The 23,456-nt window shown below is 68.3% G+C and carries 22 protein-coding genes and 1 tRNA gene; 10 read left to right on the top strand and 13 right to left on the bottom strand.

What is annotated here, in order from left to right; genetic code table 11:
• Positions 1-7 precede the first annotated feature (7 nt).
• On the top strand, positions 8-1,144 hold the full coding sequence (gene tgt / locus MKK63_RS14445; RefSeq protein WP_244002818.1) for a tRNA guanosine(34) transglycosylase Tgt: 1,137 nt from the start codon (positions 8-10) through the stop codon (positions 1,142-1,144).
• Positions 1,145-1,151: 7 nt separating this feature from the next.
• On the opposite strand, the gene MKK63_RS14440 is transcribed toward tgt, so the two are convergent.
• From MKK63_RS14440 to MKK63_RS14430, 3 genes are all read right to left on the bottom strand, one after another.
• Positions 1,152-2,207: a hypothetical protein gene (locus tag MKK63_RS14440; RefSeq protein WP_409564514.1), complete on the bottom strand. Its 1,056-nt coding sequence runs from the start codon at positions 2,205-2,207 to the stop codon at positions 1,152-1,154.
• 105 nt (positions 2,208-2,312) lie between these two features.
• A tRNA-Pro gene (locus tag MKK63_RS14435) sits at positions 2,313-2,389 on the bottom strand.
• Between the two features lie 86 nt (positions 2,390-2,475).
• Positions 2,476-3,159: a 4'-phosphopantetheinyl transferase family protein gene (locus MKK63_RS14430; RefSeq protein WP_244003204.1), complete on the bottom strand. Its 684-nt coding sequence runs from the start codon at positions 3,157-3,159 to the stop codon at positions 2,476-2,478.
• A gap of 136 nt (positions 3,160-3,295) precedes the next feature.
• Between MKK63_RS14430 and MKK63_RS14425 the strand changes: the two genes are divergently transcribed.
• The 3 genes from MKK63_RS14425 (at position 3,296) to MKK63_RS14415 (ending at position 8,026) form a co-directional block, all read left to right on the top strand.
• Entirely contained in the window at positions 3,296-4,591 is a 1,296-nt protein-coding gene (locus tag MKK63_RS14425) for an MFS transporter (protein WP_244002816.1), read from the top strand.
• Positions 4,592-4,639: 48 nt separating this feature from the next.
• Entirely contained in the window at positions 4,640-7,072 is a 2,433-nt protein-coding gene (ligA, locus tag MKK63_RS14420) for an NAD-dependent DNA ligase LigA (RefSeq protein ID WP_244002814.1), read from the top strand.
• Positions 7,073-7,144: 72 nt separating this feature from the next.
• Entirely contained in the window at positions 7,145-8,026 is an 882-nt protein-coding gene (locus MKK63_RS14415; protein ID WP_244002812.1) for a 3'-5' exonuclease, read from the top strand.
• A gap of 6 nt (positions 8,027-8,032) precedes the next feature.
• On the opposite strand, the gene MKK63_RS14410 is transcribed toward MKK63_RS14415, so the two are convergent.
• Both MKK63_RS14410 and MKK63_RS14405 read right to left on the bottom strand, forming a co-directional pair.
• Positions 8,033-9,094: a threonine aldolase family protein gene (locus MKK63_RS14410; protein ID WP_244002810.1), complete on the bottom strand. Its 1,062-nt coding sequence runs from the start codon at positions 9,092-9,094 to the stop codon at positions 8,033-8,035.
• Positions 9,095-9,114: 20 nt separating this feature from the next.
• Positions 9,115-10,023 (bottom strand): amino acid ABC transporter substrate-binding protein, encoded by a 909-nt coding sequence (locus MKK63_RS14405; protein WP_244002808.1) that lies wholly within the window; start codon positions 10,021-10,023, stop codon positions 9,115-9,117.
• 116 nt (positions 10,024-10,139) lie between these two features.
• Here MKK63_RS14405 and MKK63_RS14400 point away from each other — a divergent pair, with 116 nt between their 5' ends.
• Positions 10,140-11,084, top strand: a complete 945-nt coding sequence (locus MKK63_RS14400; protein WP_244002806.1) for a LysR substrate-binding domain-containing protein — start codon at positions 10,140-10,142, stop codon at positions 11,082-11,084.
• 2 nt (positions 11,085-11,086) lie between these two features.
• On the opposite strand, the gene MKK63_RS14395 is transcribed toward MKK63_RS14400, so the two are convergent.
• Positions 11,087-13,288 (bottom strand): 3-hydroxyacyl-CoA dehydrogenase NAD-binding domain-containing protein, encoded by a 2,202-nt coding sequence (locus MKK63_RS14395; protein ID WP_244002804.1) that lies wholly within the window; start codon positions 13,286-13,288, stop codon positions 11,087-11,089.
• A 113-nt stretch (positions 13,289-13,401) separates the two neighbouring features.
• Between MKK63_RS14395 and MKK63_RS14390 the strand changes: the two genes are divergently transcribed.
• Positions 13,402-14,181, top strand: coding sequence for an EAL domain-containing protein (locus tag MKK63_RS14390; RefSeq protein WP_244002802.1), 780 nt, complete (start codon positions 13,402-13,404; stop codon positions 14,179-14,181).
• A 30-nt stretch (positions 14,182-14,211) separates the two neighbouring features.
• On the opposite strand, the gene MKK63_RS14385 is transcribed toward MKK63_RS14390, so the two are convergent.
• From MKK63_RS14385 to rpsT, 4 genes are all read right to left on the bottom strand, one after another.
• Complete coding sequence (locus tag MKK63_RS14385; protein ID WP_243916650.1) at positions 14,212-14,727, bottom strand: hypothetical protein; 516 nt, start codon at positions 14,725-14,727, stop codon at positions 14,212-14,214.
• A 119-nt stretch (positions 14,728-14,846) separates the two neighbouring features.
• Entirely contained in the window at positions 14,847-16,055 is a 1,209-nt protein-coding gene (locus tag MKK63_RS14380) for an acetyl-CoA C-acetyltransferase (RefSeq protein ID WP_244002800.1), read from the bottom strand.
• A 269-nt stretch (positions 16,056-16,324) separates the two neighbouring features.
• Positions 16,325-17,818, bottom strand: a complete 1,494-nt coding sequence (gene dnaA, locus MKK63_RS14375) for a chromosomal replication initiator protein DnaA (RefSeq protein ID WP_244003202.1) — start codon at positions 17,816-17,818, stop codon at positions 16,325-16,327.
• 486 nt (positions 17,819-18,304) lie between these two features.
• Positions 18,305-18,571 carry a 30S ribosomal protein S20 gene (gene rpsT, locus MKK63_RS14370; protein ID WP_243916652.1) on the bottom strand — a complete coding sequence of 89 codons (267 nt, stop codon included), beginning with the start codon at positions 18,569-18,571 and terminating at the stop codon, positions 18,305-18,307.
• 814 nt (positions 18,572-19,385) lie between these two features.
• On the opposite strand from rpsT, the gene MKK63_RS14365 reads away from it, so the two are divergent.
• The 3 genes from MKK63_RS14365 to MKK63_RS14355 all read left to right on the top strand — a co-directional run bounded on the left by MKK63_RS14365 (position 19,386) and on the right by MKK63_RS14355 (position 21,018).
• On the top strand, positions 19,386-19,943 hold the full coding sequence (locus MKK63_RS14365; RefSeq protein ID WP_244002797.1) for a hypothetical protein: 558 nt from the start codon (positions 19,386-19,388) through the stop codon (positions 19,941-19,943).
• Positions 19,940-20,644 carry a hypothetical protein gene (locus MKK63_RS14360; protein ID WP_244002795.1) on the top strand — a complete coding sequence of 235 codons (705 nt, stop codon included), beginning with the start codon at positions 19,940-19,942 and terminating at the stop codon, positions 20,642-20,644. The genes MKK63_RS14365 and MKK63_RS14360 overlap by 4 nt, the downstream gene beginning before the upstream one ends.
• Positions 20,645-20,778: 134 nt before the next feature.
• Positions 20,779-21,018 (top strand): hypothetical protein, encoded by a 240-nt coding sequence (locus tag MKK63_RS14355; protein ID WP_244002793.1) that lies wholly within the window; start codon positions 20,779-20,781, stop codon positions 21,016-21,018.
• Between the two features lie 67 nt (positions 21,019-21,085).
• Here the strand turns inward: MKK63_RS14355 and ccmB are convergent, their stop codons facing one another.
• Positions 21,086-21,760: a heme exporter protein CcmB gene (gene ccmB / locus MKK63_RS14350; protein ID WP_279574662.1), complete on the bottom strand. Its 675-nt coding sequence runs from the start codon at positions 21,758-21,760 to the stop codon at positions 21,086-21,088.
• A complete protein-coding gene (ccmA, locus tag MKK63_RS14345; protein ID WP_244002790.1) occupies positions 21,751-22,389 on the bottom strand; it encodes a heme ABC exporter ATP-binding protein CcmA in 639 nt (212 codons plus the stop codon). Before ccmA ends, ccmB begins: the two co-directional genes overlap by 10 nt.
• Positions 22,390-22,492: 103 nt before the next feature.
• Between ccmA and MKK63_RS14340 the strand changes: the two genes are divergently transcribed.
• On the top strand, positions 22,493-22,678 hold the full coding sequence (locus MKK63_RS14340; protein WP_244002787.1) for a hypothetical protein: 186 nt from the start codon (positions 22,493-22,495) through the stop codon (positions 22,676-22,678).
• Here the strand turns inward: MKK63_RS14340 and MKK63_RS14335 are convergent, their stop codons facing one another.
• A complete protein-coding gene (locus tag MKK63_RS14335; protein WP_244002785.1) occupies positions 22,679-23,452 on the bottom strand; it encodes an RNA methyltransferase in 774 nt (257 codons plus the stop codon).
• Between the last annotated feature and the right edge of the window lie 4 nt (positions 23,453-23,456).

Here is a 23,456-nt window from a genome sequence, read left to right as displayed (position 1 = left end):
GCCAGCGATGACCGATCCACTCCCCTTCGGCTTCAGCCTGCAGGCGCAGGACGGCACCGCCCGCACAGGCGCGATCACGACGCATCGCGGCGCGATCCGGACGCCGGCCTTCATGCCGGTCGGCACAGCCGCCACCGTCAAGGCGATGTATCCCGGCCAGGTCCGCGACCTCGGCGCGGACGTGGTGCTCGGCAACACCTATCACCTGATGCTGCGCCCCGGTCCCGAACGGATGGCGCGGATCGGCGGACTGCATCGCTTCATGAACTGGGACCGGCCGATCCTGACCGATTCCGGCGGCTTCCAGGTGATGTCGCTCTCCGCCTTGCGGAAGATCGACGAGCAGGGCGTGACCTTCCGCTCGCATATCGACGGCACGGCGCACCACATGAGCCCGGAGCGCTCGATCGAGATCCAGGGACTGCTCGGCTCCGACATCCAGATGCAGCTCGACGAATGCGTGCGCCTGCCGGCCGACCATGCGGCGATCGAGAAGGCGATGCAGCTGTCCCTGCGCTGGGCCGAGCGCTGCCGAATCGCCTTCGGCGAGCAGACCGAGCGGGCCCTGTTCGGCATCGTGCAGGGGGGCGACATCCCGGCCCTTCGGATCGAGAGCGCCCGCGCCTTGGCGGACCTCGACCTGAAGGGCTACGCGGTCGGCGGCCTCGCGGTCGGCGAGCCGCAGGCGGTGATGTTCGCGATGATCGAGACCGTGGAGCCGCACCTGCCCGCCGCGAAACCGCGCTACCTGATGGGTGTCGGCACGCCCGACGACATCCTCGGCGCGGTGGCCCGCGGCATCGACATGTTCGACTGCGTGATGCCGACCCGCGCCGGCCGCCACGGCCTCGCCTATACGCGCCATGGCCGGGTCAACCTGCGCAACGCCCGCCACGCCGAGGACACGGCCCCCCTGGACGAGGCCTCGATCTGCCCGGCGACGCGGGATTATTCGCGCGCCTATCTGCATCATCTGGTCCGGTCGAACGAGATCCTGGGGATGATGCTGCTGACCTGGAACAATCTCGCCTACTATCAGGATTTGATGGCAGGCGCCCGGGCGGCGATCCGGGACGGTCGATACGCCGAGTATTGCAGCGAAACCCGCGCGGGCTGGGCGCGGTCCGAGCGCGCCGCCGCGTGAGGCCGGATCAGGGGTGGGCCAGCACCCGGTAGGTGCCGCCCGGATCGTCGGCGCCGGTCGCCACCGCTGCCTTCAGGTCCGCGACGATCCGCTCCGCGACCGGCAGGCGGTAATGCAGCGCGTCCCAATAATTCGCGTCCCGGTTGGTGAGCGGCGACGGAAAACGGAAATCCACCACCGTGGCGCCGTGGCCGGCGCCGATCGCGGCGACCCGGCTCTTGCAGGCCGCCTCGCGCCGACCCGCCGCCGTCCCGGGGGCTCCCTGCGCGGCGGCGTGGACCGGCATGAAGACGAGGAGCTTCACCGCATCGGACGGCACGCGGTCCAGGAGATGATCGAGGCGGCCGAGCGCCGGTATGGGCGCATCGACCGGATCGATAGCGGCCGCCGGGTCGGCAGCACCCGCGCGGATATGGGCACGCGCGCGCTCCGGGTCGTAGCGGTCCTCCGGCGGCGTGAAGACCGCGTAGCCGTCCCGACGAATCCGAGGTCGGGCCAGACCGGCCCACGCGAGCCCGGCCTGTGCCGCCACGGCGACCGCGCGCAGGTTCACCTGTCGCAGCACGCCCCACGGCGCGCCGTCCGCATAGAGCCAGTCCGGGAAGGCGTTGGCCGTGCGGGCGGGGGGATCGGCCGAACACCACGTCCCATCGAGCCCGAACAGGACCGCACGCACGGCATGATGCGCGATGAAAAGTTCGGCGAGGCGGATCTGCTCGTCCGGCGTCGCGGCGTTCACGGCGAGGTTCGCGAACCGGGCGCCGAAGGCCTCGTCGAGGGCGTTCGGATCGAGCAGGCGGGCCGTCGAGGTGCCGAAGACCGCGGCGTCGAACCGGCCGCCGCGGGCGATCTGCGGGTATGAGAGCCGCTGGTTGGCGTCCATGATCGGACCCGGCGGATGCCCCGGTGCGGCGCGCAGGCCGTAGGGATCCATCAGGGCCACGAATGCCACGACTGCGATGCCGATGAAGGCCGTGGCGGCGATCAGGCTGCGTGCGAAGCCAAACCAAGCTTCAGCGGCGAACACTCCGTGAGGGGGCCGTTCCGGCAATCGCGATGCCATGTCCGGCGTTCTCGCTCTAACACCGGCCGGAAGGTCAAGCGCCACGACTTATGATATCGTGCGCGAGGCGGCTGTGCCGAAAAGAAGCTGAGTCTCGGGAATTCTTGGTCGGAGTGGCAGGATTTGAACCTGCGACCCCCACGTCCCGAACGTGGTGCGCTACCAGACTGCGCTACACTCCGAAGGCCGTCCCGCGCATCGCTGACCGGGCCGACGAGCGGGTGTATAGCCGTGCCTTGGCTGGGCCGCAAGCCGGGTTTGTGCTGTTTCAACAGAGCCGGTCGGGCCAATCTGTCGGGAGCCTCCGGGGCTGGATCGTCGCGTCAACGGCCCGCACCGCGACGGTGGCGGCATAGCCGGCACCGGCATCGATCGCCGCGAGGGTCCACCCTGCCGGGTCCCGCAGCAGGCGCGGAGCAGCCGGCGGCAGGGTCACGCTGAAACGGTCGAGGGGTAGGGACAGACCGGTCCCCAGCGCCTTCACCACCGCTTCCTTGCGGGTCCACAGGCCGAAGAAGGCCGCCTCGATAGCCTCAGCCGGCAAGCTCGCGAGGGACGCCGCCTCGTCGGGCGCGAAATGCGTCCGGGCGATCCGCACCGCGTCCGGAATCGCTCGCATCAGTTCGAGATCGACGCCGATGTCGGCCGGGCCCGCGAGACCGATCAAGGCGCGGGCCCCCGAATGCGACAGGTTGAACTCCAACGGGCTTCCGGCCGGCTCCGCGAGGTGCGGCTTGCCAGCCGCCTTCGCGGCGAGGCGGATCTCGGACGGGGCACAGCCGCGCGCGTCCGCCAGGATGAGCCTGAGGGCCGCGTGGCTTACAGTGAAACGCGCGCGATCCTCCGGCCGCAGGAACCGGTCGCCGCGGTCGCGCTCTGAGCGGTCGAGCACCTGCGCGCATCGTTCGAGCCGGTCCGGCGATACGGCGAGATCGACCAGCCACACATCCACCGCGCTCAAGCGACGCCTCGCGGCCGCCGGACGCAGAAGTTAAGGTCGCGCGATGGTGAGGGCACGGGGGCGCATCCGGTGACGACGGCATGAGGAGCTTCGCGCCCCAGCGCGCTGTGGGCAAGGTGCCGCGCGCTTGAGCGACCCGGCCGCGTTTCCCGTCCGCCCGTCCCTGCATGAGCCGCTGAACCTCAGCGGCCGCCGCACCCGCTACGGCGTATTCTTCGCCACCTACCTCTATCAGGGGCTGATCGCGGGGTTCTCGCTCACGGCGTTGGCCAATCATCTCACCGCCAAGGGCGTTTCGGCGGCGGAGATCGGCTTCCACTTCGCCCTCGCGGGCCTGCCCTGGACCCTTCAACCCATCCTGTGGGGCCCGGTGGTCGACCGCACCGGCGATTCCCGGATGGGCCGGCGCCGGGTCTTCGCGGTTGCGGCGGTCCTTGGCTGCCACGCCGCCCTCGCGCTGCTGCTGTGGGGCGCCGAGGATCGGGTCGGCGGACTCGGCCTGATCTTCCTGGCCCACAGCCTGTGCGCCTCGCTCCTCGACACCGCCTGTGATCGGATGATCATGGACCACGTGCCGTCCGCCGAACTCGGCCGGGTGAGCGGCTGCACCCGCGCGGGCTTCGTGGCCGGAAGCAGCCTCAGCGCGGCCGTCTTCGGGTGGATGCTGACGACCGACGGTTTGGCCATCAGCGCACGCTGGCTCCTCGTGGCCGCCATCGTGGCGAGCCTGCCGATCCTGCTTGTCCGCGAGGGGCCCACGGATGCGCTCGCCACCCCAGGGCGGCGCGGATTGGCGCCGCGACGGGTGCCGTTCCGCCGATTCCTGCGTCGCCTGATCGTGAGCCTGCAGCGCCCGCGGGCCCTGCGGCTTCTCGCCCTGTGCTTCGGTCTCGACGGCGCGCTCGGGCTGTTCGAACTGCCCTTTTCGGTGGACCTGCTCCAGCGTCAGGCGTGGGATCCAGCCGTCCTGTCCCGCCTCCAGGCCGGTCTGGCGCTGGCGAGCGGAACAGCCGGCGCGCTGGCGGTCGGCTTCTGGTCTGACAGGTCCGGCCCGGTCCGGCCGCTGCGCATCCTCCTGCTCGCCAGCGCCGGCACGTTCCTGCTGGCCGGCGCCCTGATCACGTCGGACCTCGTCGGCGCGGCCGGGCCGGTGATCCTCGCGCTGACCAACATGCTGCCCGGCCTGCTGATCGTGGCGCTGATGCCGGCCCTGCTCCAGGCCAGCCAGGGACGCCCGGGAGCGGCGACGCAACTCGAGGTCTACATGGCGGCGATGAATCTCGGTTCCGTCGCCGGAACCGCGCTGGCCGGGTGGTTCGCGCCGGTTCTGCCGCTGGCTGCGGTGGCTGTGTTCGTCGCCGTGGTCTTTCTTGGAGCATTCCGGGTCGCAGGCCGTGCCGATCTGCTCGTCGCCCACCGGTGAGGGAAAACGGCGACTCCCGACGCGCCGCCGATGCGCTAGAACCCCACCATGGCCGCCGCGAAAATCGACACGCCCGATCTCGACCTGACCGCCGAGGAGGCCCGCGACGAGCACGCGCGGGTTTCGGAGGCGATCCTCGACGCCGACCGGCTCTACTACCAGGAGGACGCGCCCGAGATCTCGGACGCGGACTACGACCGCCTGCGCCGACGCCTGGAGACGCTGGAGACCCGCTTCCCGGATCTCGTCGGCACGGGCGCCGCCAGCACGTCGGTGGGCGCCAAGCCCTCGGAGAAATTCGTCAAGGTGCGGCACGCCGTGCCGATGCTCTCGCTGGGCAACGCCTTCGACGATGCCGAAGTGGCCGAGTTCGTGGTCCGGGTGCGCCGCTTCCTCGGCTGGCCCGAGGATGCACCGCTCGCCTTCACGGCCGAGCCGAAGATCGACGGGCTGTCTCTGTCGCTCCGCTACGTGCAGGGGCGCCTCGACACCGCGGCCACGCGCGGCGACGGCGAGGTCGGCGAGAACGTCACCGCCAATGCGCGGACCGTACAGGACATCCCAGAGACGCTGGCCGGCTCGGACTGGCCGGAGATCTGCGAGGTGCGCGGCGAAGTCTACCTGTCGCACGCCGATTTCGCCGCCATCAACGCCCGGCAGGAGGCGGCCGGCAAGGCGCTGTTCGCCAACCCGCGCAACGCCGCCGCCGGGAGCCTGCGGCAGCTCGATCCCGCGATCACCGCGTCCCGGCCGCTTCGATTCTTCGCCTATGCCTGGGGCGAACTCTCAGCGCCGATCGCCGAGACGCAGACCGGCGCCCTCGAGCGTTTCGCGGCCTGGGGCCTGCCGGTGAACCCGCTGACGCGGACCTTCACCGACCGCGACGCGATGCTCGCCCATTACCGGCAGATCGAGGCGGACCGGGCCGGGCTCGGCTACGATATCGACGGCGTGGTTTACAAGGTCGACGACCTGGCGTTGCAGAAGCGGCTCGGCTTCGTCTCGCGCTCCCCGCGCTGGGCGCTCGCCCACAAGTTCGCCGCTCAGGAGGCGACGACGGTGGTGGACGACATCGTCATTAATGTCGGCCGCACCGGCTCGCTGAACCCTCTGGCGAAGCTGCAGCCGGTGACGGTGGGTGGTGTGGTTGTGTCCAACGCGACCCTGCACAACGAGGGCTACGTGAAGGGCGTCGGCGCCGATGGCGAGCCGATCCGCGACGGTCGCGATATCCGCGTCGGCGACACGGTGACGGTGGTCCGGGCCGGCGACGTCATCCCAAAGGTGATGGATGTCGATCTCACCAAGCGCCCGGCGGATTCGCGGCCTTTCGAATTTCCGGAAACCTGCCCGGCCTGCGGCAGCCGGGCCGTGCGCGCGGTCAACCCGCGCACCGGCCGCCCCGACGCGATCCGCCGTTGCACCGGCGGCTTGATCTGCCCGGCGCAAGGGGTGGAGCGGCTGAAGCACTTCGTCTCGCGCAACGGGTTCGACATCGAAGGATTCGGCGAGACCTACATCGAGGTTCTGTTCGAGGCGGGCCTCGTGCGCCAGCCGGCCGATCTGTTCCGGCTCGACTTCGACAAGCTCAAAGCGGCGGTCGTGGCGCGGCGCGAGGCGCTGTCGGCCGAGCGGCGCGCCGAATCCGGAGCGGCCGAACCGCCCAAGAAGGCCGCCAAGAAGAAGGGCGAGGAAGACGACAAGGCGATCAAGAACCTGCTCGCCGGCGTCGAAGGCCGTCGCCAGGTGCCGATGAACCGCCTGCTCTTCGCCCTCGGGATCCCGCAGATCGGCGAGGCGACCGCCAAGGCGCTGGCCAAACGCTTTACCGACATGCCGACACTCATCGCGGCGATCCGCGAGGCCGCTGCGGCGCAGCCCGGGCCCGACTGGATCGAACTGACGGCGGTGCCCCGGGTCGGTGGGACGACCCGCGACCGGCTGCTCGACCTGGGCCTTCCGAAGGACGAGGCCACGCCAGGCCAGGAGCGGGCGCGCCTCAGCACCGTCCAGCGCGAAAACCTCATCGCCCATTACGGCGATGCCGAAGCGGTGCGCGCAGCGATCACCAAGGCTGCGGCGCAGCGCCCCGGAGATGCCTACCGCCTGTTCGCCGATGATGGCGAGATCGGGCCGGTGGCGACCGATGCGCTGCTCCTGTTCTTCTCCGAGCCTCACAACGCCGATGCCGTCGCGGCCCTGCTCGACGAGGTGGATGTCGAGGCGATGGAGCAGGCGGCCTCGGCTTCGGCCTTCGCGGGCAAGACCGTCGTGTTCACCGGCACGCTGGAGAAGATGACCCGCAATGAGGCCAAGGCCGTGGCCGAGCGCCTCGGCGCAAAGGTGTCGGGCTCGGTCTCGGCGAAGACCGATCTTGTGGTGGCCGGCCCCGGGGCGGGCTCCAAGCTGAAGGACGCGCAGAAGCATGGCGTGCGCGTCGTCTCGGAGGACGATTGGCTCGGGATGGTGTCGCAGGGTTGATGCCGGAGTCCGGGCGGCCTAGACCTCCTGGGGAACAGCCCGAGAACTCCCGCCCGGCATGGTTGCCCCCCGATGACGGTCCTGGCCCTCGACTTCGAGACGGCCAACGAGCGGCGCGACAGCGCCTGCGCGGTGGGTCTCGCCTGGATCGCGGACGGCCGGGTCGTGCGCCGGGAAAGCCACCTGATCCGCCCGCCCGAGATGCGCTTCTCGCCCGGCAACATCCGGGTTCACGGTATCCTGCCGTCCAACGTCGCCGACGCGCCGGATTTCGCCACCGCGATGGCACCGTATCTGGACGACCTGCGGCGCGGGCTCATCCTGGCGCATAACGCGAGCTTCGATATCGGCGTCCTGCGGGCCGGGCTGGTGCGCGCCGGCCTGCCGGTGCCGGATCTGTCCTATCTCTGTACCGTTCAGGTGGCGCGCCGCGTATTCCCAGGGCCGGAGGGCTGCGGGCTCGGCAAGGTGGCGCGGCGTCTGGGCATCCGTTTCGAGCATCACGATGCCGGCGAGGACGCCTATGCCTGCGCGGAGATCGCGCTGGCGGCGATGCGCGAGCGGAACGCCGCCGACGTTCACGCGCTGGCCGCTTTGCTCGGCCTGCCGATCGCGCGGGCGGTCGGCGGACCTGCCGTGCCCCGACGGCCCCTCGGGGCGCCCCCTGGGGCGATCAGCGGGCGCGCGATGGCGGCCTTCCCGCAGGCGCCGACAGCCCTCCGCTTCGCGATGCGGGGATCCACCGGCAACCGGTACGACGTGCGTCTTGAGGAGCGGCCCGGCGGCCCGCTGCTGCGCTGCACCTGCTCGGCCGGCCGCTTCGGGGTGCGCTGCCGCCACGTGAAGGCGCTCGAGGTCGGCGACATCACCGACCTGCTCTCCGACAACGCCGCCGATGTCGTGCTGCTCGCCCGCATGCTCGGCGCGAAGGCGCGAATCGCGGGCGCGGCCTGAGGCGAATCACGCTGCGTCGAGGCAGACCCGGAAGGCCGCGACGGCGCGCTCGATATCGGCGACCGTGATGTGCCGGTGCGTGACGAGGCGCAGCCGCGTCGAGCCCAGGGGCCGGGTGCGGGTTCCCGCCGCATCGAGCGCCTCGACCCAGTGGGCGCTGTCGCGGCCGGTTCGCGCCAAATCGACCTGTACGATGTTGGTTTGCGGCACACTCGCAGACAGGCGTGGCCCCAGCGCGTTCAGCCCGTCGCTGAGCTGCCGGGCCCGCGCGTGATCCTCGTCCAGCTGCGCACCCATGGCGGTGATCGCCTCAAGACCCGCCGCCGCCACGATTCCCACCTGTCGCTGGGTTCCGCCGATCATCTTGCGGAGGCGCCGGGCCGTCGCGATGACCGGGGCGTCGCCGGCCAGCACCGCACCCATCGGCGCGCTCAAACCCTTCGACAGGCAGAGCGAGACCGTATCGACATGCGCGGTGAGATCAGCCGGCGGGACACCGAGATGGATCGCGGCGTTGAACAGGCGCGCTCCGTCGAGATGGACCGGGATGCCGCGCTTGCGGGCGATGTCGGCCAATGCCGCCATGTGGGCGGGCGGCAGCACCGTTCCGCCGGCCGCGTTGTGCGAGGTCTCGACCGCGATCATCGCGGTGCGGAGCGGACTCGCCGAAGGGTGCAGCGCCGCCTCCAGACGGTCGAGATCCATGGCGCCATCTGAGCCCTGGATCCCGAGCAGGAAGGTCCCCGTGAGGGTCGCGGCCCCGCGCTCGGTGTTGAGCATGTGGGCCTGCGCTTCGAGCAGCACCTGCTCGCTGCGCTGAACCTGCGCCAGGATCGCCAGGAGGTTGCCCATCGTGCAGCTCGGCACGAACAGGCCGGCGGCCTTGCCCAGCATCGCAGCCGCTGTCTCCTCCAGCGCCCGCGCGGTCGGGTCGGCGTCGAGCCCGTCATCGCCCAGCGGCGCCGAGCGCATACGCGCGTACATGGCTTCGGTCGGCCGGGTGACCGTATCGCTGCGCAGGTCCACAGTGTCGGACGCTTCGGCTGCCGCGTTCATGTCGGTGTGCATCTGAATACCTTCCGGGCGGCCTATCGATAGGCGGCCTCGTCACCGGAATCGGTCGGGTTGGCCAGGGCGCGCTTCAGCACGTCGCTCATCGGCAGCTCAAGGTTGATGCCCCTCGGCGGGATCGGCTGCTCGAAATAGCGGCTGTAGAGACGCGCCACGGTGCCGTCCTGGATCAGCTCGACCACGGCCTTGTCGACGGCCGCCTTGAAGGCCGGATCGTCCTTCGGCTCCAGAATGCCGTAGGGCGCGAATTCCAGCCCCTGGGTGCCGATCTTGTAATCGCCCGGCCGCTTGGCGCCCGCCACCGTGGCATGTGCCAGGGCATCGTCGTTGATCGTCCCCACGGCGCGGCCGGTCTCCAACAGCAGAAAGACTTCCGCGGTGTCCTTGGCGGGCATCACCTGAATGTCGAGCTTGTCGCGGACGTTGATCCGCGTCGCGACGCGCTGGGTCTCACCGCCCGCCTGGGCCGAGATCGCCTTGCCACGGAACGAGGCGATGTCGTTCACGTCGACCGGCGAGTCCTTCCTGGCCGTCAGCACCACCTGCGCCACGAAGGTGGTCGGCGCGAACGCGATCAGCTTGTGCCGCTCCGGCAGGTTGCTGGCGGTGCCGCATTCGAGATCGATCGTGCCGTTGTTGATCAGCGGGATCCGCGTCGCCGACATCACCGGCACGTGGCGGATGTCGAGCTTGGGCAGGTCCAGCGCCGCCTTGAGCTTCTGCGCGACGTGCTCGCATATCTCCAGCGAATAGCCGACCGGCTTGGCATCCTTGTCGAGGAAGCCGAAGGGCGGCGACGCGTCCGGGAAGCCGAGGCTGATCTGGCCGGTGGCGCGGAGCTTGTCGAGGCGCCCCTCCGCAATCGACGGCGCGGCGAGCCCGGCCCAGCACAATGCGGCCCCAATGAGCGAAAGCGTCCTCGACACGATCCAATCCCCCTGATTATGCCAGACTCTGCGTCTCAAACTTTGCCGGCTGATCCTAGGGGCGGCGGCGCGCCGGCGTCCAATGTCGATTTCCAGCCCCAGCATACGGATCTGATATGGCCGCACGGCGCATGACCTTCCGGCACATCGAGGCGTTCCGGGCGGTGATGGTCACGGGGTCCATGACCGAGGCGAGCCGGCGGCTCCACACGTCGCAACCGCAGGTGAGCCGCTTGATCGCGCAGCTCGAGGCGATCACCGGTCTGCCGCTGTTCGACCGCAGCGGCAGCCGCGTCATACCCTCCCTGGACGGCACGCGCTTCCACGCCGAGGTGGAGCGGGCCTTCGTGGGCCTCACCAGCCTGGAGGCGGCGGCCACGCGGATCCGCGCCTTCGGTGCCGAACGGTTGCGCGTCGCCGCGATGCCCCGGCTGGCCGGGGGCCTCCTGGCGCGGGCCGTGGTGCGCTTCCGGGTTGCGCATCCGGACGTGATCGTGGCGATCCATTCCGGCGACGACGAGACCGTGGACCACTGGATCGCCACCGGCTTCTGCGACGCCGCACTCACGATGCTCTACGGCGACGTTCCGGAGGGCAGACTCGATCATGTCGAGACCCGGGCCTGCGTGGCGGTGCTACCCCAGGACCACCCGCTTGCGGACCGCGCCGCGCTCGGACCGGAGGATTTTCGCGGCGTGCCCTTCGTCGCCACCTCACTCGGCAGCGCCCTGCGCGTTCGGACCGAGGCGGTCTTCGACGCGGCGGGCATTCCGCTGACCATCACCGCCGAGGCCGGTCTCGGCGCCTCGATCTGCACCCTCGTCTCGGCTGGGCTGGGCGTCAGCGTGATGAATCCGCTGGCCGCCCACGAGGAGGCGAAGGTCTCACCGATCGCGATCCGGCCCTTCACCCCCGCGCTGCCGGTGCATTTCGCGCTGCTGTTCCCGCCCGATCACGCGCGGGGACGCTTGATGCGGGCCTTCGGCGCCTGCGCCCGGGCGGTCCTGCTGGAGGAACTCGCCGTGCTGCCGGACGCCGTTCCTCGGCGTCCGGCTAGCTGATCTCAGGCTGCGCGCTTCTGGGCCTCCCCGTAGAAGGTGCCGCCGCGCTCGGCCATCGCGGCGAGGGTGTCGGGCACGGCAAAGCGTGGGCCATGCTCGGCCTCCAGCGACCGGGCCAGATCGACAAAGGTCGCCGCACCCATGAAGTCGATGTAGGACAGCGCGCCCCCGGTGAACGGTGCGAAGCCGAAGCCCAGGATCGACCCGACATCCGCCTCGCGCGGGTCCGTGACGACGCCCTCACCGACGGTGCGGGCAGCCTCCAGGGCCTGGACCACGAGAAGCCGCTGCTTCAACTCGTTGAAATCGACCGCTTCGGGATCAAGCCGGTTCGGCTGCAGGTTCTTCAGACCGGGCCAGAGGCGCTTCGGCCCACCCTCGGGATAATCGTAGAAGCCCTTGCTGTTTTTCCGGCCAAGGCGGCCCTGCTTCTCCACCAGCTCCGACAGAATCGCCTTCTGCGCCGGATCGACGGCGCCGGCTCCGACCTGCGCCTCGGTGGCCTTGGCGATCTTGAGCACGAGATCGAGGGCGACCTCGTCGTTGAGCGAGAGGGGTCCGACCGGCATGCCCGCCTGGCGGCCGGCGCTCTCGATCATGGCCGGCGGTACGCCCTCGGCCAGCATCTTGTGGCCTTCGAGGATGTAGGCACCGACGCAGCGGTTGGCGAAGAAGCCGCGGGCGTCGTTGACGACGATCGGGGTCTTCTTGATCAGCCGCACGTAGTCGAGGGCCGTAGCAAGCGCCCGGTCGCCGGTCGCCTCGCCCTTGATGATCTCGACCAGCATCATTTTCTCGACCGGCGAGAAGAAGTGGATGCCCACGAACTGGTCGGGCCGCTGTGCGCTCATGGCGAGCCCGGTGATCGGCAGCGTCGATGTGTTGGAGGCGAAGATGGCGTCCGGGCGGATCACCGCCTCGACCTTCCGGATCACCTCGGCCTTCACCTTCGGATCCTCGAACACCGCCTCGATCACGAGGTCGCAATCCGCCAGTTCGGCATAATCGGAGGTGGCCTGGATGCGGCCGAGCAGCGCATCGCGATCGGCGGTCTTGGCGCGGCCCTTGTTGATCTGGCCGGTGATCAGCGTGTGGGCGTAGGCCTTGCCCTTCTCGGCGGCTTCGACCGACTGGTCGACCAGAACCACGTCGATTCCAGCCTGGGCGGTGACATAGGCGACGCCCGCGCCCATGAAGCCGGCGCCGATCACGCCGACCTTGCTCAGGGTGCTGGCCGGCACGTCCTTCGGACGGCGCGCGCCCTTGTTCAGCTCGCCCATGGAGATGAACAGCGTGCGGATCATCGCCGCCGCTTCCTTGCTGCGCAGGATATGCGCGAAGTACCGGCTCTCCACCCGCAGGGCGAGATCCATCGGCAGTTGCAGACCCTCGTACACCGAGGCCAGGATCGCCTTGGCGGCGGGGTAGTTGTCGTGGGTCTCGCGCCGGTAGATCGCGTTGGCCGGCGGCCAGATCATCATGCCGGCGGGCGAGTAGACCTTGCCGGACGGCGCCTTGAACTTCGGCACGTCCCAGGGCGCCACCGCCGATCCACCCTCGCGGATCCAGGCCTTCGCGCGCTCCACGATCTCGGCCTGCGGCGCCACCGCGTGGACCAGCCCCATGCCCTTGGCCATCGGCGCGCGGATCTGCTCACCCTTGAACAGCATCTGGAGGGCGTCGCCCGTCTGCATCAGACGCGCCACGCGCTGCGTGCCGCCGCCGCCCGGGAACAGACCGACCTTGATCTCCGGCAGGCCGACCCGCGTCTTCGCGTCGTCCGATGCGACCCGGTGGTGGCATGACAGGGCCAACTCGAAGGCGCCGCCGAGGCACAGACCGTGGATCGCGGCCGCGAAGGGCTTGCCGCAGGTCTCCAGCCTCCGGAACAGCAGCGACAGGCGCCGGGACGCCTCGAAGAAATGGCGCATCGCCACCTCCTCGCCCTGCTCGGCTTTGAGCTTCTCATAGGCGAGGCCCAGGCCCTGGAGCATGGTCAGGTCGGCGCCGCCAGAGAAGTTGTCCTTGCCGGTGGCAATGACGCAGCCTTTGATGGCGGCATCGGAGACGACCTGCTCGATGATCTGCTCAAGCTGATCCATCACGCCCTCGGTGATGACGTTCATCGACCGGCCAGGCATGTCCCAGGTCGCCAGGGCGATGCCGTCGGCATCGGTCTCGAACCGGAAATCGGTCAGCGTCATGGTGCCGTCCTCCCAGGACAATGTCGGAAAGATACCGAGGCAATTACGTTAAGGTTGTATAGAGTACGAACGGGCACGGTCCGCCGGTCGGGGGGCACCGACGGAAGCCAGTCATGACGAAGGAAACCGGGTGCCGCGCCTGCCGCGCCGGCACCACCCTCGATTTCGATTTCACGATGGCCTTCCAGCCGATCGTCGACATCAGCACGGGATCGGTCTGGGCCTACGAGGCCCTGGTGCGGGGCCCGAACGGGGAGCCGGCGCCGACAATCCTCAGCCGCGTCACCGACGAGAACCGCTACCAGTTCGACCAAGCCGCCCGAGTCCGGGCGATCGAACTCGCCGGCCGGCTCTTCCCGCGGGAGAGCGACACGCGGCTCTCGATCAACTTCATGCCGAACGCCGTCTACGAGCCGGTCGCGTGCATCCGCGCATCCCTGGAGGCGGCGCGGCGCGTCGACTTCGCGCATCAGCGCCTCATGTTCGAGTTTACCGAGCAGGAGCGGTTCCGCGATATCGCCCATCTGCAGCGCATCGTTGCCGCCTATCGCAAGCAGGGCTTCCTGACCGCGCTCGACGATTTCGGCGCCGGTTTCGCGGGGTTGAGCCTGCTGGCGAATTTTCGGCCCGACCTGATCAAGATCGACATGGATCTGGTCCGCGGCATCGACACCGATGCCGGGCGCCACGCCATCGTGTCCGGCGTCGTCGCGATCGCCCGGGCGCTCGACGTGACGGTTCTTGCAGAAGGCATCGAGACCGCGGCGGAACGCGAGGCCCTGCGCGCCCTCGGGATCGACCTGATGCAGGGCTACCACTTCGCCAAGCCGATGCTGGAGGCCTTGCCCCCGGTCACCGGCTTCGCGCCCATGACTGCCGCGCGCGCGGCCTAGGGCCAGCCGGGGGCGCGCGGCAGGCATCGCTTACTTCGGAGCCGGGACGGGCGCCGCAGCGGGCGGCATCGGCGGCATTGGCGGCGCGCCGGCCTTCGGTGCGTTGTCTGTGGCCGAGGCCACCGCCAGCATGTTCAACAGCTTGGTGACCGAATTCTGCGAGATCGCCGTCGCAGCGGAATTCGGATCGGCGTTCATGGTCTGGAACTTGAGGTAGGTCGGATCGGAATAGATCTCGTCGAGATGCTTCAGCTCGGCGAGGCTGAACTTCTCCGCGTATTCCTTCGACAGTCCCTCAACCATGATCTTGCGCTGCTTCTCGAACTCGTCGTTGAGTTCCTTGCGCACGGATTCCGCCCGAGCCTCCGGCATCGGCGCGACGGTCTTTTCCAGCGCGACGTTGAAGCCGGTCTGCAGGTTCTTGATCAGGGTTTTGTTCACCAGGGTCGTGGCCGTGGCGACGCGGTCCGCTGCCTCATCGGCGTGGGCAGCGAGCGGCAGGCTAAGAGTGACGCCAAGGCACAGCGTCGCGATCAGGCGGTTCAAGGGCTTGTCTCCCATGGTCTTATCGTCCAGCCCGGATGCGGGCTGAACGTCGCCCGCGCCTCTAGCAGCGTTCCCGATCTTTGGGGAGCGGCGCAACACCGCGTCCGGACATGGACCCGTCAAACCCGCTCGATGATCGTCGCGGTGCCCATGCCGGCGCCGATGCACAGCGTGATCAGCGCCCGCTCCTTGCCGGTGCGCTCCAGCTCGTCGAGGGCCGTGCCGAGGATCATCGCGCCGGTCGCGCCGAGCGGATGACCGAGCGCGATCGCGCCGCCGTTGACGTTCACGGCCTCCGGATCGAGGTCGAAGGCCTGGCAGAAGCGCAGGACCACCGCCGCGAAAGCCTCGTTCACCTCGAACAGGTCGATGTCCGACACGCTCATCCCGGCCCTGGAGAGGACCTTCCGGGTGACGTCGACCGGGCCGGTGAGCATCAGGGCGGGGTCGGAGCCGATATTGGCAAACGCCCGGATGCGTGCGCGCGGACGCAGGCCCGCCGCCTCGCCGGCCGCTTTCGAGCCCACCAGCACGGCCGCCGCGCCGTCCACGATGCCGGAGGAATTGCCGGCGTGGTGGACGTGGTCGACCACCTCGACATCGGGATGCGCGTCGGTCGCCACGGCGTCGAACCCGCCCATCTGGCCCATCTGCACGAAGGAGGCCTTCAGCGCGGCGAGCGACTGCATGTCGGTGCCGGGGCGCATGTGCTCGTCGCGGTCCAGCAGGGTGATGCCGTTCACGTCGCGCACCGGGACCACGGAGCCGTCGAACAGCCCCTCCCCCCAGGACTTCGCCGCCCGCTCCTGGGAGCGGACCGCGTAGGCGTCGCAATCGTCCCGGGTGAAGCCGTACTTGGTGGCGATCAGGTCGGCCGAGACACCCTGGGGCATGAAGTAGGATTTGATCGCGATCGCCGGATCCACCGGCCAGGCACCGCCCGACGCGCCGATGCCGATGCGGCTCATCGATTCGACACCGCCGCCCACCGCCATCGCGTGCTGGCCGCTCATGACCTGCGCGGCCGCGAAGTTCACGGCGTCGAGGCCGGAGGCGCAGAACCGGTTGATCTGTACACCGGGCACATGGGCGCCGTAATCGGCCACGAGGGCCGCCGCCCGGGCGATGTCGCCGCCCGCCTCGCCCACCGGATCGACGCAGCCCAGAATCACGTCGTCCACGAGGTGGGTATCGAGCCCGGTGCGATCCTTGAGGGCACGCAGGGCCGTCTCGGCGAGGCGCAACGCGGTGACTTCGTGCAGGGAGCCATCCGCCTTGCCGCGCCCGCGGGGCGTGCGCACATGGTCGTAGATGAAGGCGTCCGTCATCAGCACTCCCCGGGGTGTCGGTCCTCGCCTCGCGGCGACGCGGCCTTACAGGGCCGTCTCGGTTCGCACCAGTGTGCCACGGCGGGCGCGCCCTCGGCCAGCCCCAATCGTTGGGAGCCGGCGGAGGACGCGTGACAGGGCAGGGAATGTTTTGGTTCTTTTCGAGGCACCGCGCCGATTTGACGATAGCGGGCCGCGCACTTGGAGCCTACGGATTCGTCTGTCGCGCTCCCCGGCCAGTACAGACCCGGCCGGGGAGCGAAGAGCAGCTAGTCCTGCAGCATCCGCTTCAGCAGCTCGACTTCATCGCCGAGCACCGTGTCTTCGCCGATCAGCTTCTCGATCTTGCGGACGGCGTGCAGCACCGTGGTGTGATCGCGTCCGCCGAAGCGCCGGCCGATCTCCGGCAGCGAGCGCAGGGTCAGCACCTTCGAGAGGTACATGGCGATCTGGCGCGGCTTGACCACGGCGGCGGTACGGCGCTCCGACAGGATGTCCGAGCGCGAGACGTTGTAGCGCGAGGCCACCAGCTTCTGGATGTCCTCGATCTTGATCCGCTTCGGCTCGCGGTTCTTCACGAGATCGCGGATCGCGCTCTCGGCGGTCTCCATCGTCACCGCTGTGCCGGTCAGCGTGGCATGCGCCAGCAGGCGGTTCACCGCGCCCTCAAGGTCGCGGCCGTTGGCGGTGATCGCCCGGGCCACGTAGGACGCCACCTGCGGCGAGACATCGAAGCCCGGATGCGAGGCCCGCACGGCGGCGAGCCGGGCCGACAGGATCGAGACCCGCAGGGCTTCGTCGAGGGCGGTGATCTCGACCACGAGGCCGCCGCCGAGGCGCGAGCGGACCCGCTCGTCGAGCGCCTCCAGCTCGGTCGGCGGCCGGTCGGAAGCCACCACGACCTGCCGGCCGGCATCGATCAGAGCGTTGATCGTGTGGCCGAACTCGGCCTGGATCGACTTGCCCTGGATGAACTGGACATCGTCGAGGATCAGCAGGTCGATGCCGCGCAGCCGCTCCTTGTAGACGAGCGCCGACTGCGTCTTCAGGGCGTTGACGAAGCCGTACATGAACCGGTCGGCGGTCAGGTAGATCACCCGGCGCCCAGCCTCCCGGGCGGCATGGCCGATCCCGTGCAGCAGGTGCGTCTTGCCGAGGCCCACGCCGGCATGGAGGTAGAGCGGGTTGTAGAGCGCCCCCTCCCCCTGATGGTTGGCAACCCGCTCGGCAGCGGCATGCGCCAGAGCGTTGGAGCGGCCGATCACGAAGCTCGCGAAGGTCAGCCGCGCGTCGAGCGGCGTGCCGCTCAGGTCACCACCGGACTCCGCGGCTTGGCGGGGCTCCGGCGCTACTGCGGCGACCGGAACCGAAGCGCCGGCCGCATGCAGCCGGGCGAGCGGGCCGCTGGCGGGATTCGCCTTGGGCGCCCCCGTGGTGACCGTCCGGACCGGCGCGCCGGTGCCGCGCACGCCAACCTCGATCCGCGCGATCTCCTCGACCTCGGCCTTGAAGGTGCCGAGCACGCGGTCGAGGTAGTGCGACTCGATCCAGCTCTTGAGAAAGCGGGTCGGCACCGTGAGGCGGGCCGTACCGCCGGCGACCGCCTCCAGTTCGAGACGAGCGAACCAGCTCGCGAAGACATCCTCGCCGAGCTCGGCGCGCAGCCGGCGCTTCACGCGCGCCCAGGCGGATCCGTAATCCATCGTACCGCCGCTGTTGCGGCCACCCTCGTCGTCGCTCGCCACTGTTCCGTCGACACGCATCATTGGCTCTCCCGACGCCGCCCCCGGTCTCCCGCGGGCCGCGCCTACGCACGATTTACGCTCTTCGAGTCCCGCCAGGACGGGCGGGACAGAGTCCCTCGAACGGAGTCAAGCCCATTGCGAGGAACTTTTGCCGATTGAGAGAGCCTATCAACAATTACCTACGGTTCCTTTAACAGTGGGACTTGTGGGGATGGCGCAGATTCCCACTTCGAAGTCTTCCGCCCGACGCGGAACGAGCCGGCTAGAGTCTTGGCAAATTGGACTGATTCGCCGAAATCCCGAATCGGCGACGTTTTGCTTGATCGGTGTCAGTCTTTGTTAAGCTACACGTGGCGCCGAGACTCTGCAATGTCACCGAGTCTTGAACAGGGTTAATGCTTTCCAAGCAGCCGACATCGGTTTCAGACCGCCGGCCGTGATGCAGGCATGAAAAAAGCCCGGCTCGTGGAGCCGGGCTTCAAACCGTCTGAAGATGCGGGTGGTTCAGGCGGCCAGCGCCTTCACCCGGGCGGCCAGGCGCGAGACCTTCCGCGAGGCGTTGTTCTTATGGACAATGCCGTGCTGGGCAGCGCGCATCATCTCCGGCTCGGCCTCGCGGAGGGCGGTGAGCGCGTCCTGCTGGTTGCCGGTGGCGATCGCCTCCTCGACCTTGCGGACGAAGGTGCGCATGCGCGAGCGGCGCGAGCGGTTGATCGCCGTGCGCTTGGCGATCTTGCGGGTCATCTTCTTGGCCGAAGCGGTATTGGCCATCTAAGTCCTCGTTCTCTTCGTCGGGCGATGCCGACGGGCCGGCCCTGCCGGAAATCGGTCGTCGCGTCAGGTTGTCTGGCGATAGCCGAGACGCAGCGCGCGCGAAAGCGCGGCCCCTCGGCGAAGCGGTCTCTATAGTGAGAGGGTCGCCCGGCGTCAACGCGGAACAGTTGGACACTGCTCGATGGCGACACGCCCTAAATCTTGACATTTTTCCTATGTTGCTGTTTTGTTCTCATGCCGCCGCGGCAGGGCGGTGTGGCGGGGCACGACGATCATGCGTGAAGAGTCTCAAGCGCACAGCGAGTCGATCGTTCTGCGCAACATTCTTGCCGGCCTCGCACTGGAGACCAAGCTGATCCGCCTCCAGCGGGAGCTCCAATTCCGAGGTTGGGAGACGCAGCCGCGCGCACCATCGGGACAACCGAACGGCGGCGAATGGGTGCAAGGCCCCAGCGGCGGACAAATGGGCCTCGCTCCACGAGGATCGGCCCGAGGGGACGTCCCCCCAGGACCCGCCCCCGCTCACGGAGAGCACGACGCTGCAGGATGGGACGCGCGTCCTGTCGGTCCGGATCCATGCAGGGCGACACCCCTTCGACGAACAGCACACCGTCACGGCGCCGGATGGCGAGAGCCGGATCTTCGAGACATCTGAGGCAACGCAGACGATCCTGGACGGTCAGACGGGTGATGTGCTGTCGCGCAGTACCTTCACCGCGACAGACCTCGTTTCGGAGCCCCTCGTACAGCCAGCCTTCCTGCCGGCTGTTCCGCTGGCGATCGCGAAGGTGCGCTCGCCGCTGTTGAGGCCGTGCGGACGCTTGAACTCGCGCTGTCGCTGCTGGCGGTCCTGTCCGCTCAGGACGACGGGTTTGGAACGGTTTTAGGCCTGACCGCACACGAATTCGATCCCGCCACTGGCGCACAACCGGCCCTGACACCCTGGGTCGGAAAACTCAATCAGCAGGCTCTCAACGGTGCATGCCCGCGCAACGGAGAAGTCTTAGCCATCGTCAACGATGTTACGAAGTCAGTCCGCGCGTCAGGGAATTATCGAGACGCGACGGATTTTGGCAACAGGGTACATATTGGAGTCGCAAGACGCGTAAATTCTCAGGAAGATCCTGATTTTAAGGCAGAAATTCTGCTCGATCCGATGGGAGGAAAGGCAAACCCCTACAAGCCAGGCAACGTCCGGCTGGATCTTTTGGAAAATGTGAGGGCGACGCAGACTGTTTGTGTCTATGATCATAAAACCGGGATTGCGGAAATCTCGATGGCGCGGGCAATGCAACTCGCCGCTAGCGCCACAAGAAATTACCCTTACCTTAAGCGAATCATCATCATCCAAGTGAAGCCACAAACATGAGCTCAGCTCCACAAATCAAGAGGCTGGCCAAACCTCTGCTCCAAAACCACGACAACCTTATCATGGTCACCGGCAATATTACGGTTTATCTCCCCGTCAATCATTGGTGCCGTTATATTCGCATTCACAACAGACCAAAAAGAGGGTATTTCACAGTCGACTGGTGGATAGATACTCGGTTCGAACCGGGACACTATGCATTCATCAGTCGGAGCGGAGCGTATGCGCTGATAGGTCGATCACTTCAATACAAGCCCAAGGGGCAAACCGGGCTGTTCGAATGGGATGATCCCACCATGCCGGGCGACTTCATCAATCAAGTCGAAGCCAGGATCCTGCCTGTGTTCTCCTCCCTCGACACGTTGGAGAAAACGATAACCCATCTTCGCTCACATCAAAACAATTCCTTCGCCGAGTATCCGCCCTGGAAGACCCTGATGCATGTCGCCCTCGGCGAAATTCCGGCCGCGCAGGCCGAATGGCAATCCGTCATGCACAAGTATGTGCCGCGCACGGCCGTTTCAGATGCTTCGGGCGATTACGTCTACGACCAGTGGTGTCTGTTAACCGAACCGCTGATGGCTGGCGACCGCGCGGCGCTGGCGCGGTTGCTGCACGACTGGGAGGCCACCAACATCAGCGGCACGAAACTTGAGCCTTATTGGCGTTCAACGCCGTTTCCGCTGGAACGCACCGCTTGAGGTATAGTCGGTTGAATCGGCGACTATACCGCCCTAGATCAAGTTGCCCAGACGGTTTTTGTGATTCTGAGACACAAGAATGAGACATCGATTGGGCTATATGTAATCAAAATTTTTAGCGATAAGCTTGAGATATGGAAAACGTCACGATTTTTGATGTCCTGAAGATGCTGGAGGAAGCTAAAATTTCCTTCCGGCTCGCGCGGGATCGGCCAGATACGGTCAGGGTCGACGCAACGCTTTGTGGATTGCGCCTCGAAATCGAGTGCTTTGACGACAACCATGTCGAGGTATCGACCTTCCGAGGGACGGAAGACATCGATGGCGATTACGGCCATCTGTTGAAATTACTGGCCGAGAACCCGATGGATTAGACCCGGCCATGCGCCATCGCGGTCTTCGGCACACCATCGGCAGCGCATAGCGCTCAAGCATTAAGCCTCACTCCGGCCACCGCAAAGCCGCCGCCGCGGCCAGCGTTCCGACCACGGCGGCGATCAGTGTCAGCGCGGCCAACACGGCCAGCGGCACGAGGAACGGCACCGTCCCCCCGCTCGCCGCCTGGGCGGCCGAGACGCCGAAGATCAGCGTCGGGATCATCAGCGGCAGCACCAGCACGGCCAGGATCAGCCCGCCCCGCCGGATCGAGGCCGTCAGCGCCGCGCCGACCGCGCCGATGAAGCTGAGCGCCGGCGTCCCGGCGAGCAGGGTCAGGGCGGTGGCGCTCATGGCGGTGCCGTCGAGGGCGACCAGCAGACCGAAGAGCGGCGCGGCCAGCGCGAGCGGCAGGCCGGTGGTCAGCCAGTGCGCCATCACCTTGCCGAGCACCACCAGCTCGAGCGGCACCGGCGCGGCGGTCATCAGATCGAGGGAGCCGTCCTCCTCGTCGGCCTGGAACAGGCGGTCGAGGCCGATCAGCGTCGCCAGCACCGCGGCGAGCCACAGGATCGCCGGGCCGATCCGCGACAGCAGGTTTAGATCGGGCCCGAGGGCGAACGGCACCAGGGCGACGATCATCAGGAAGAAGACCAGCGACAGCGCACCGGACCCGCCGACGCGGCCGGACAGGCGCAGGTCGCGGGCGATGAGGGCGAGGACCGCGCGGATCACGCCCATTCCTCCATCACGTCGGCCATAGGGGCCGCAGCGGCGGTCTCGATGCGCAGTTCGGCGGCGCCCGCGAGCCCGAGCGCTTGGTGTGTCGCCGCGATCACGAGGCCGCCTTCGGCGCGGTGTGCCGCCATCAGCGCGGCGAGCACCGCCTGCGAGGCCGTATCGAGGGCCGCCGTCGGTTCATCGAGCAGCCAGAGCGGGCGGGCGCAGACGAGAAGCCGCGCGAGCGCCACCCTCCGCCTCTGGCCCGCCGACAGATAGGCGACCGGCAAATCATGCGCATGGCCGAGGCCGAGACGCTCCAGGGCATCGCCGGCCGAGAGGCGCGGTGCCCCGAGAAGACGTTGGGCGAACAGCAGGTTCTCCCCCGCGGTCAGCGAACTCTTCAGCCCATCGCGATGGCCGACCGCGTGCAGGCATTCCGGCAGGCTCGCCTCGCCGACATCGGCGATCGCGATCTGCCCGGCGTCCGGCCGCAGCCGGCCGGTCAGGATGGCCAGCAGGCTCGACTTCCCGGCCCCGTTCCGCCCGGTCACCGCGAGCGCATCGCCGGGCCCGAGGGCGAAGGACAGGTTGGCAAAGATGCGGCGGCCGGAGCGGCGGCAGGCCAGATTGTCCACGCTGAGCCGCACCCGATACCCCACCCCGTCCCGTACCGCCCTCCATGCCCGATTGCGCCGCGTAACGGAACCGCACCGCCCAGCTGAGCTTTCGTTCCGAAACGGAGGATTGCCTATGACCGAGGCGAGAAACCCGAGCGAGACGGACGTCGCCACGACACCCGATGCGGTGGCCGGCCGCGCCAAGGTCGAGGCGCGCCTGGCCGCCTGTACGCAGGAGGAGCAGGCGGCCTTCTGGGAGGCGGTTGGGCGCTGCTTCGGCGGGGGCAAACCGCCGGAGATGAAGCTGGCCACCGAGTAGTCAGGCGCCCTTGCGGGTCAGCGCCCGCAGGGCGCCGCGAAAGGTGCGCACGTCCTGCTCGGTGAGCGCCATGCGGTGGAGCATGTCGCGCATGTTGCGGGCGATGATGTCGCGCTTTTCCGGCGGATAGAAGCCGGCCATGTCGAGGGCGGCCTCCAGGCTGCCGAACAGCGCGAGCAAGGCCTCGCGGGTCGCCGGCGGGGTGAGCAGTTCGCCCGAAAACGGCAGCCGCGCCCGGCCGCTCGCCTGACGCCACGCATAGCCGACGAGCAGTACCGCCTGCGCGAGGTTGAGCGAGGGGAAATCCGGCGAGACCGGGAAGGTCACGATGGCGTCGGCGAGCGACACCTCGTCGTTGGTGAGCCCGGCCCGCTCGCGGCCGAACATCACCGCAGTGCGCTGCCCGACCCGGCCGACGATCTCGCCCATCGCCTCTTCGGGCGCGAAGACGCGCTTCATCTGCCCGCGCTCGCGCGCCGTGGTGGCCAGCACGTAGTGGCAATCGGCAATCGCCTCGGCGACGCTGCCGAAGAGCGTCGCGCGGTCGAGGACATGCGTCGCGCCCGAGGCCGCCTCGCGCACGCCCTTCTTGGGCCAGCCGTTCTTCGGATTGACCAGGCGCAGCTCCGACAGGCCGAAATTTGCCATGGCGCGGGCGGTCATGCCGATATTCTCGGCGAGTTGCGGCTCGACCAGGATCACCGCAGGGGCGAGCCCCGGCGGAAGTTCGGTGACCTTTCCTGGGGCGTCGCCCTGTGCGTCTCGGCTCGTCATGCGG

Source organism: Methylobacterium sp. J-088, assembly GCF_022829295.1.
Classification (GTDB): Bacteria; Pseudomonadota; Alphaproteobacteria; order Rhizobiales; family Beijerinckiaceae; genus Methylobacterium.
Note: the sequence above shows the minus strand (reverse complement) of the source record. Positions and strands in the feature narration are given on the sequence as shown.

Bases quoted from the DNA above. Each gene is read 5' to 3' on its own strand.
- tgt (WP_244002818.1), top strand. From the start codon at position 8: ATGACCGATCCACTCCCCTTCGGCTTCAGCCTGCAGGCGCAGGACGGC.
- MKK63_RS14440 (WP_409564514.1), bottom strand. From the start codon at position 2,207: ATGGCATCGCGATTGCCGGAACGGCCCCCTCACGGAGTGTTCGCCGCT.
- ligA (WP_244002814.1), top strand. From the start codon at position 4,640: ATGGCCGCCGCGAAAATCGACACGCCCGATCTCGACCTGACCGCCGAG.
- MKK63_RS14415 (WP_244002812.1), top strand. From the start codon at position 7,145: ATGACGGTCCTGGCCCTCGACTTCGAGACGGCCAACGAGCGGCGCGAC.
- MKK63_RS14410 (WP_244002810.1), bottom strand. From the start codon at position 9,094: ATGCACACCGACATGAACGCGGCAGCCGAAGCGTCCGACACTGTGGAC.
- MKK63_RS14400 (WP_244002806.1), top strand. From the start codon at position 10,140: ATGGCCGCACGGCGCATGACCTTCCGGCACATCGAGGCGTTCCGGGCG.
- MKK63_RS14395 (WP_244002804.1), bottom strand. From the start codon at position 13,288: ATGACGCTGACCGATTTCCGGTTCGAGACCGATGCCGACGGCATCGCC.
- MKK63_RS14390 (WP_244002802.1), top strand. From the start codon at position 13,402: ATGACGAAGGAAACCGGGTGCCGCGCCTGCCGCGCCGGCACCACCCTC.
- MKK63_RS14380 (WP_244002800.1), bottom strand. From the start codon at position 16,055: ATGACGGACGCCTTCATCTACGACCATGTGCGCACGCCCCGCGGGCGC.
- dnaA (WP_244003202.1), bottom strand. From the start codon at position 17,818: ATGCGTGTCGACGGAACAGTGGCGAGCGACGACGAGGGTGGCCGCAAC.
- rpsT (WP_243916652.1), bottom strand. From the start codon at position 18,571: ATGGCCAATACCGCTTCGGCCAAGAAGATGACCCGCAAGATCGCCAAG.
- MKK63_RS14360 (WP_244002795.1), top strand. From the start codon at position 19,940: ATGAGCTCAGCTCCACAAATCAAGAGGCTGGCCAAACCTCTGCTCCAA.
- MKK63_RS14355 (WP_244002793.1), top strand. From the start codon at position 20,779: ATGGAAAACGTCACGATTTTTGATGTCCTGAAGATGCTGGAGGAAGCT.
- ccmB (WP_279574662.1), bottom strand. From the start codon at position 21,760: ATGGGCGTGATCCGCGCGGTCCTCGCCCTCATCGCCCGCGACCTGCGC.
- MKK63_RS14340 (WP_244002787.1), top strand. From the start codon at position 22,493: ATGACCGAGGCGAGAAACCCGAGCGAGACGGACGTCGCCACGACACCC.
- MKK63_RS14335 (WP_244002785.1), bottom strand. From the start codon at position 23,452: ATGACGAGCCGAGACGCACAGGGCGACGCCCCAGGAAAGGTCACCGAA.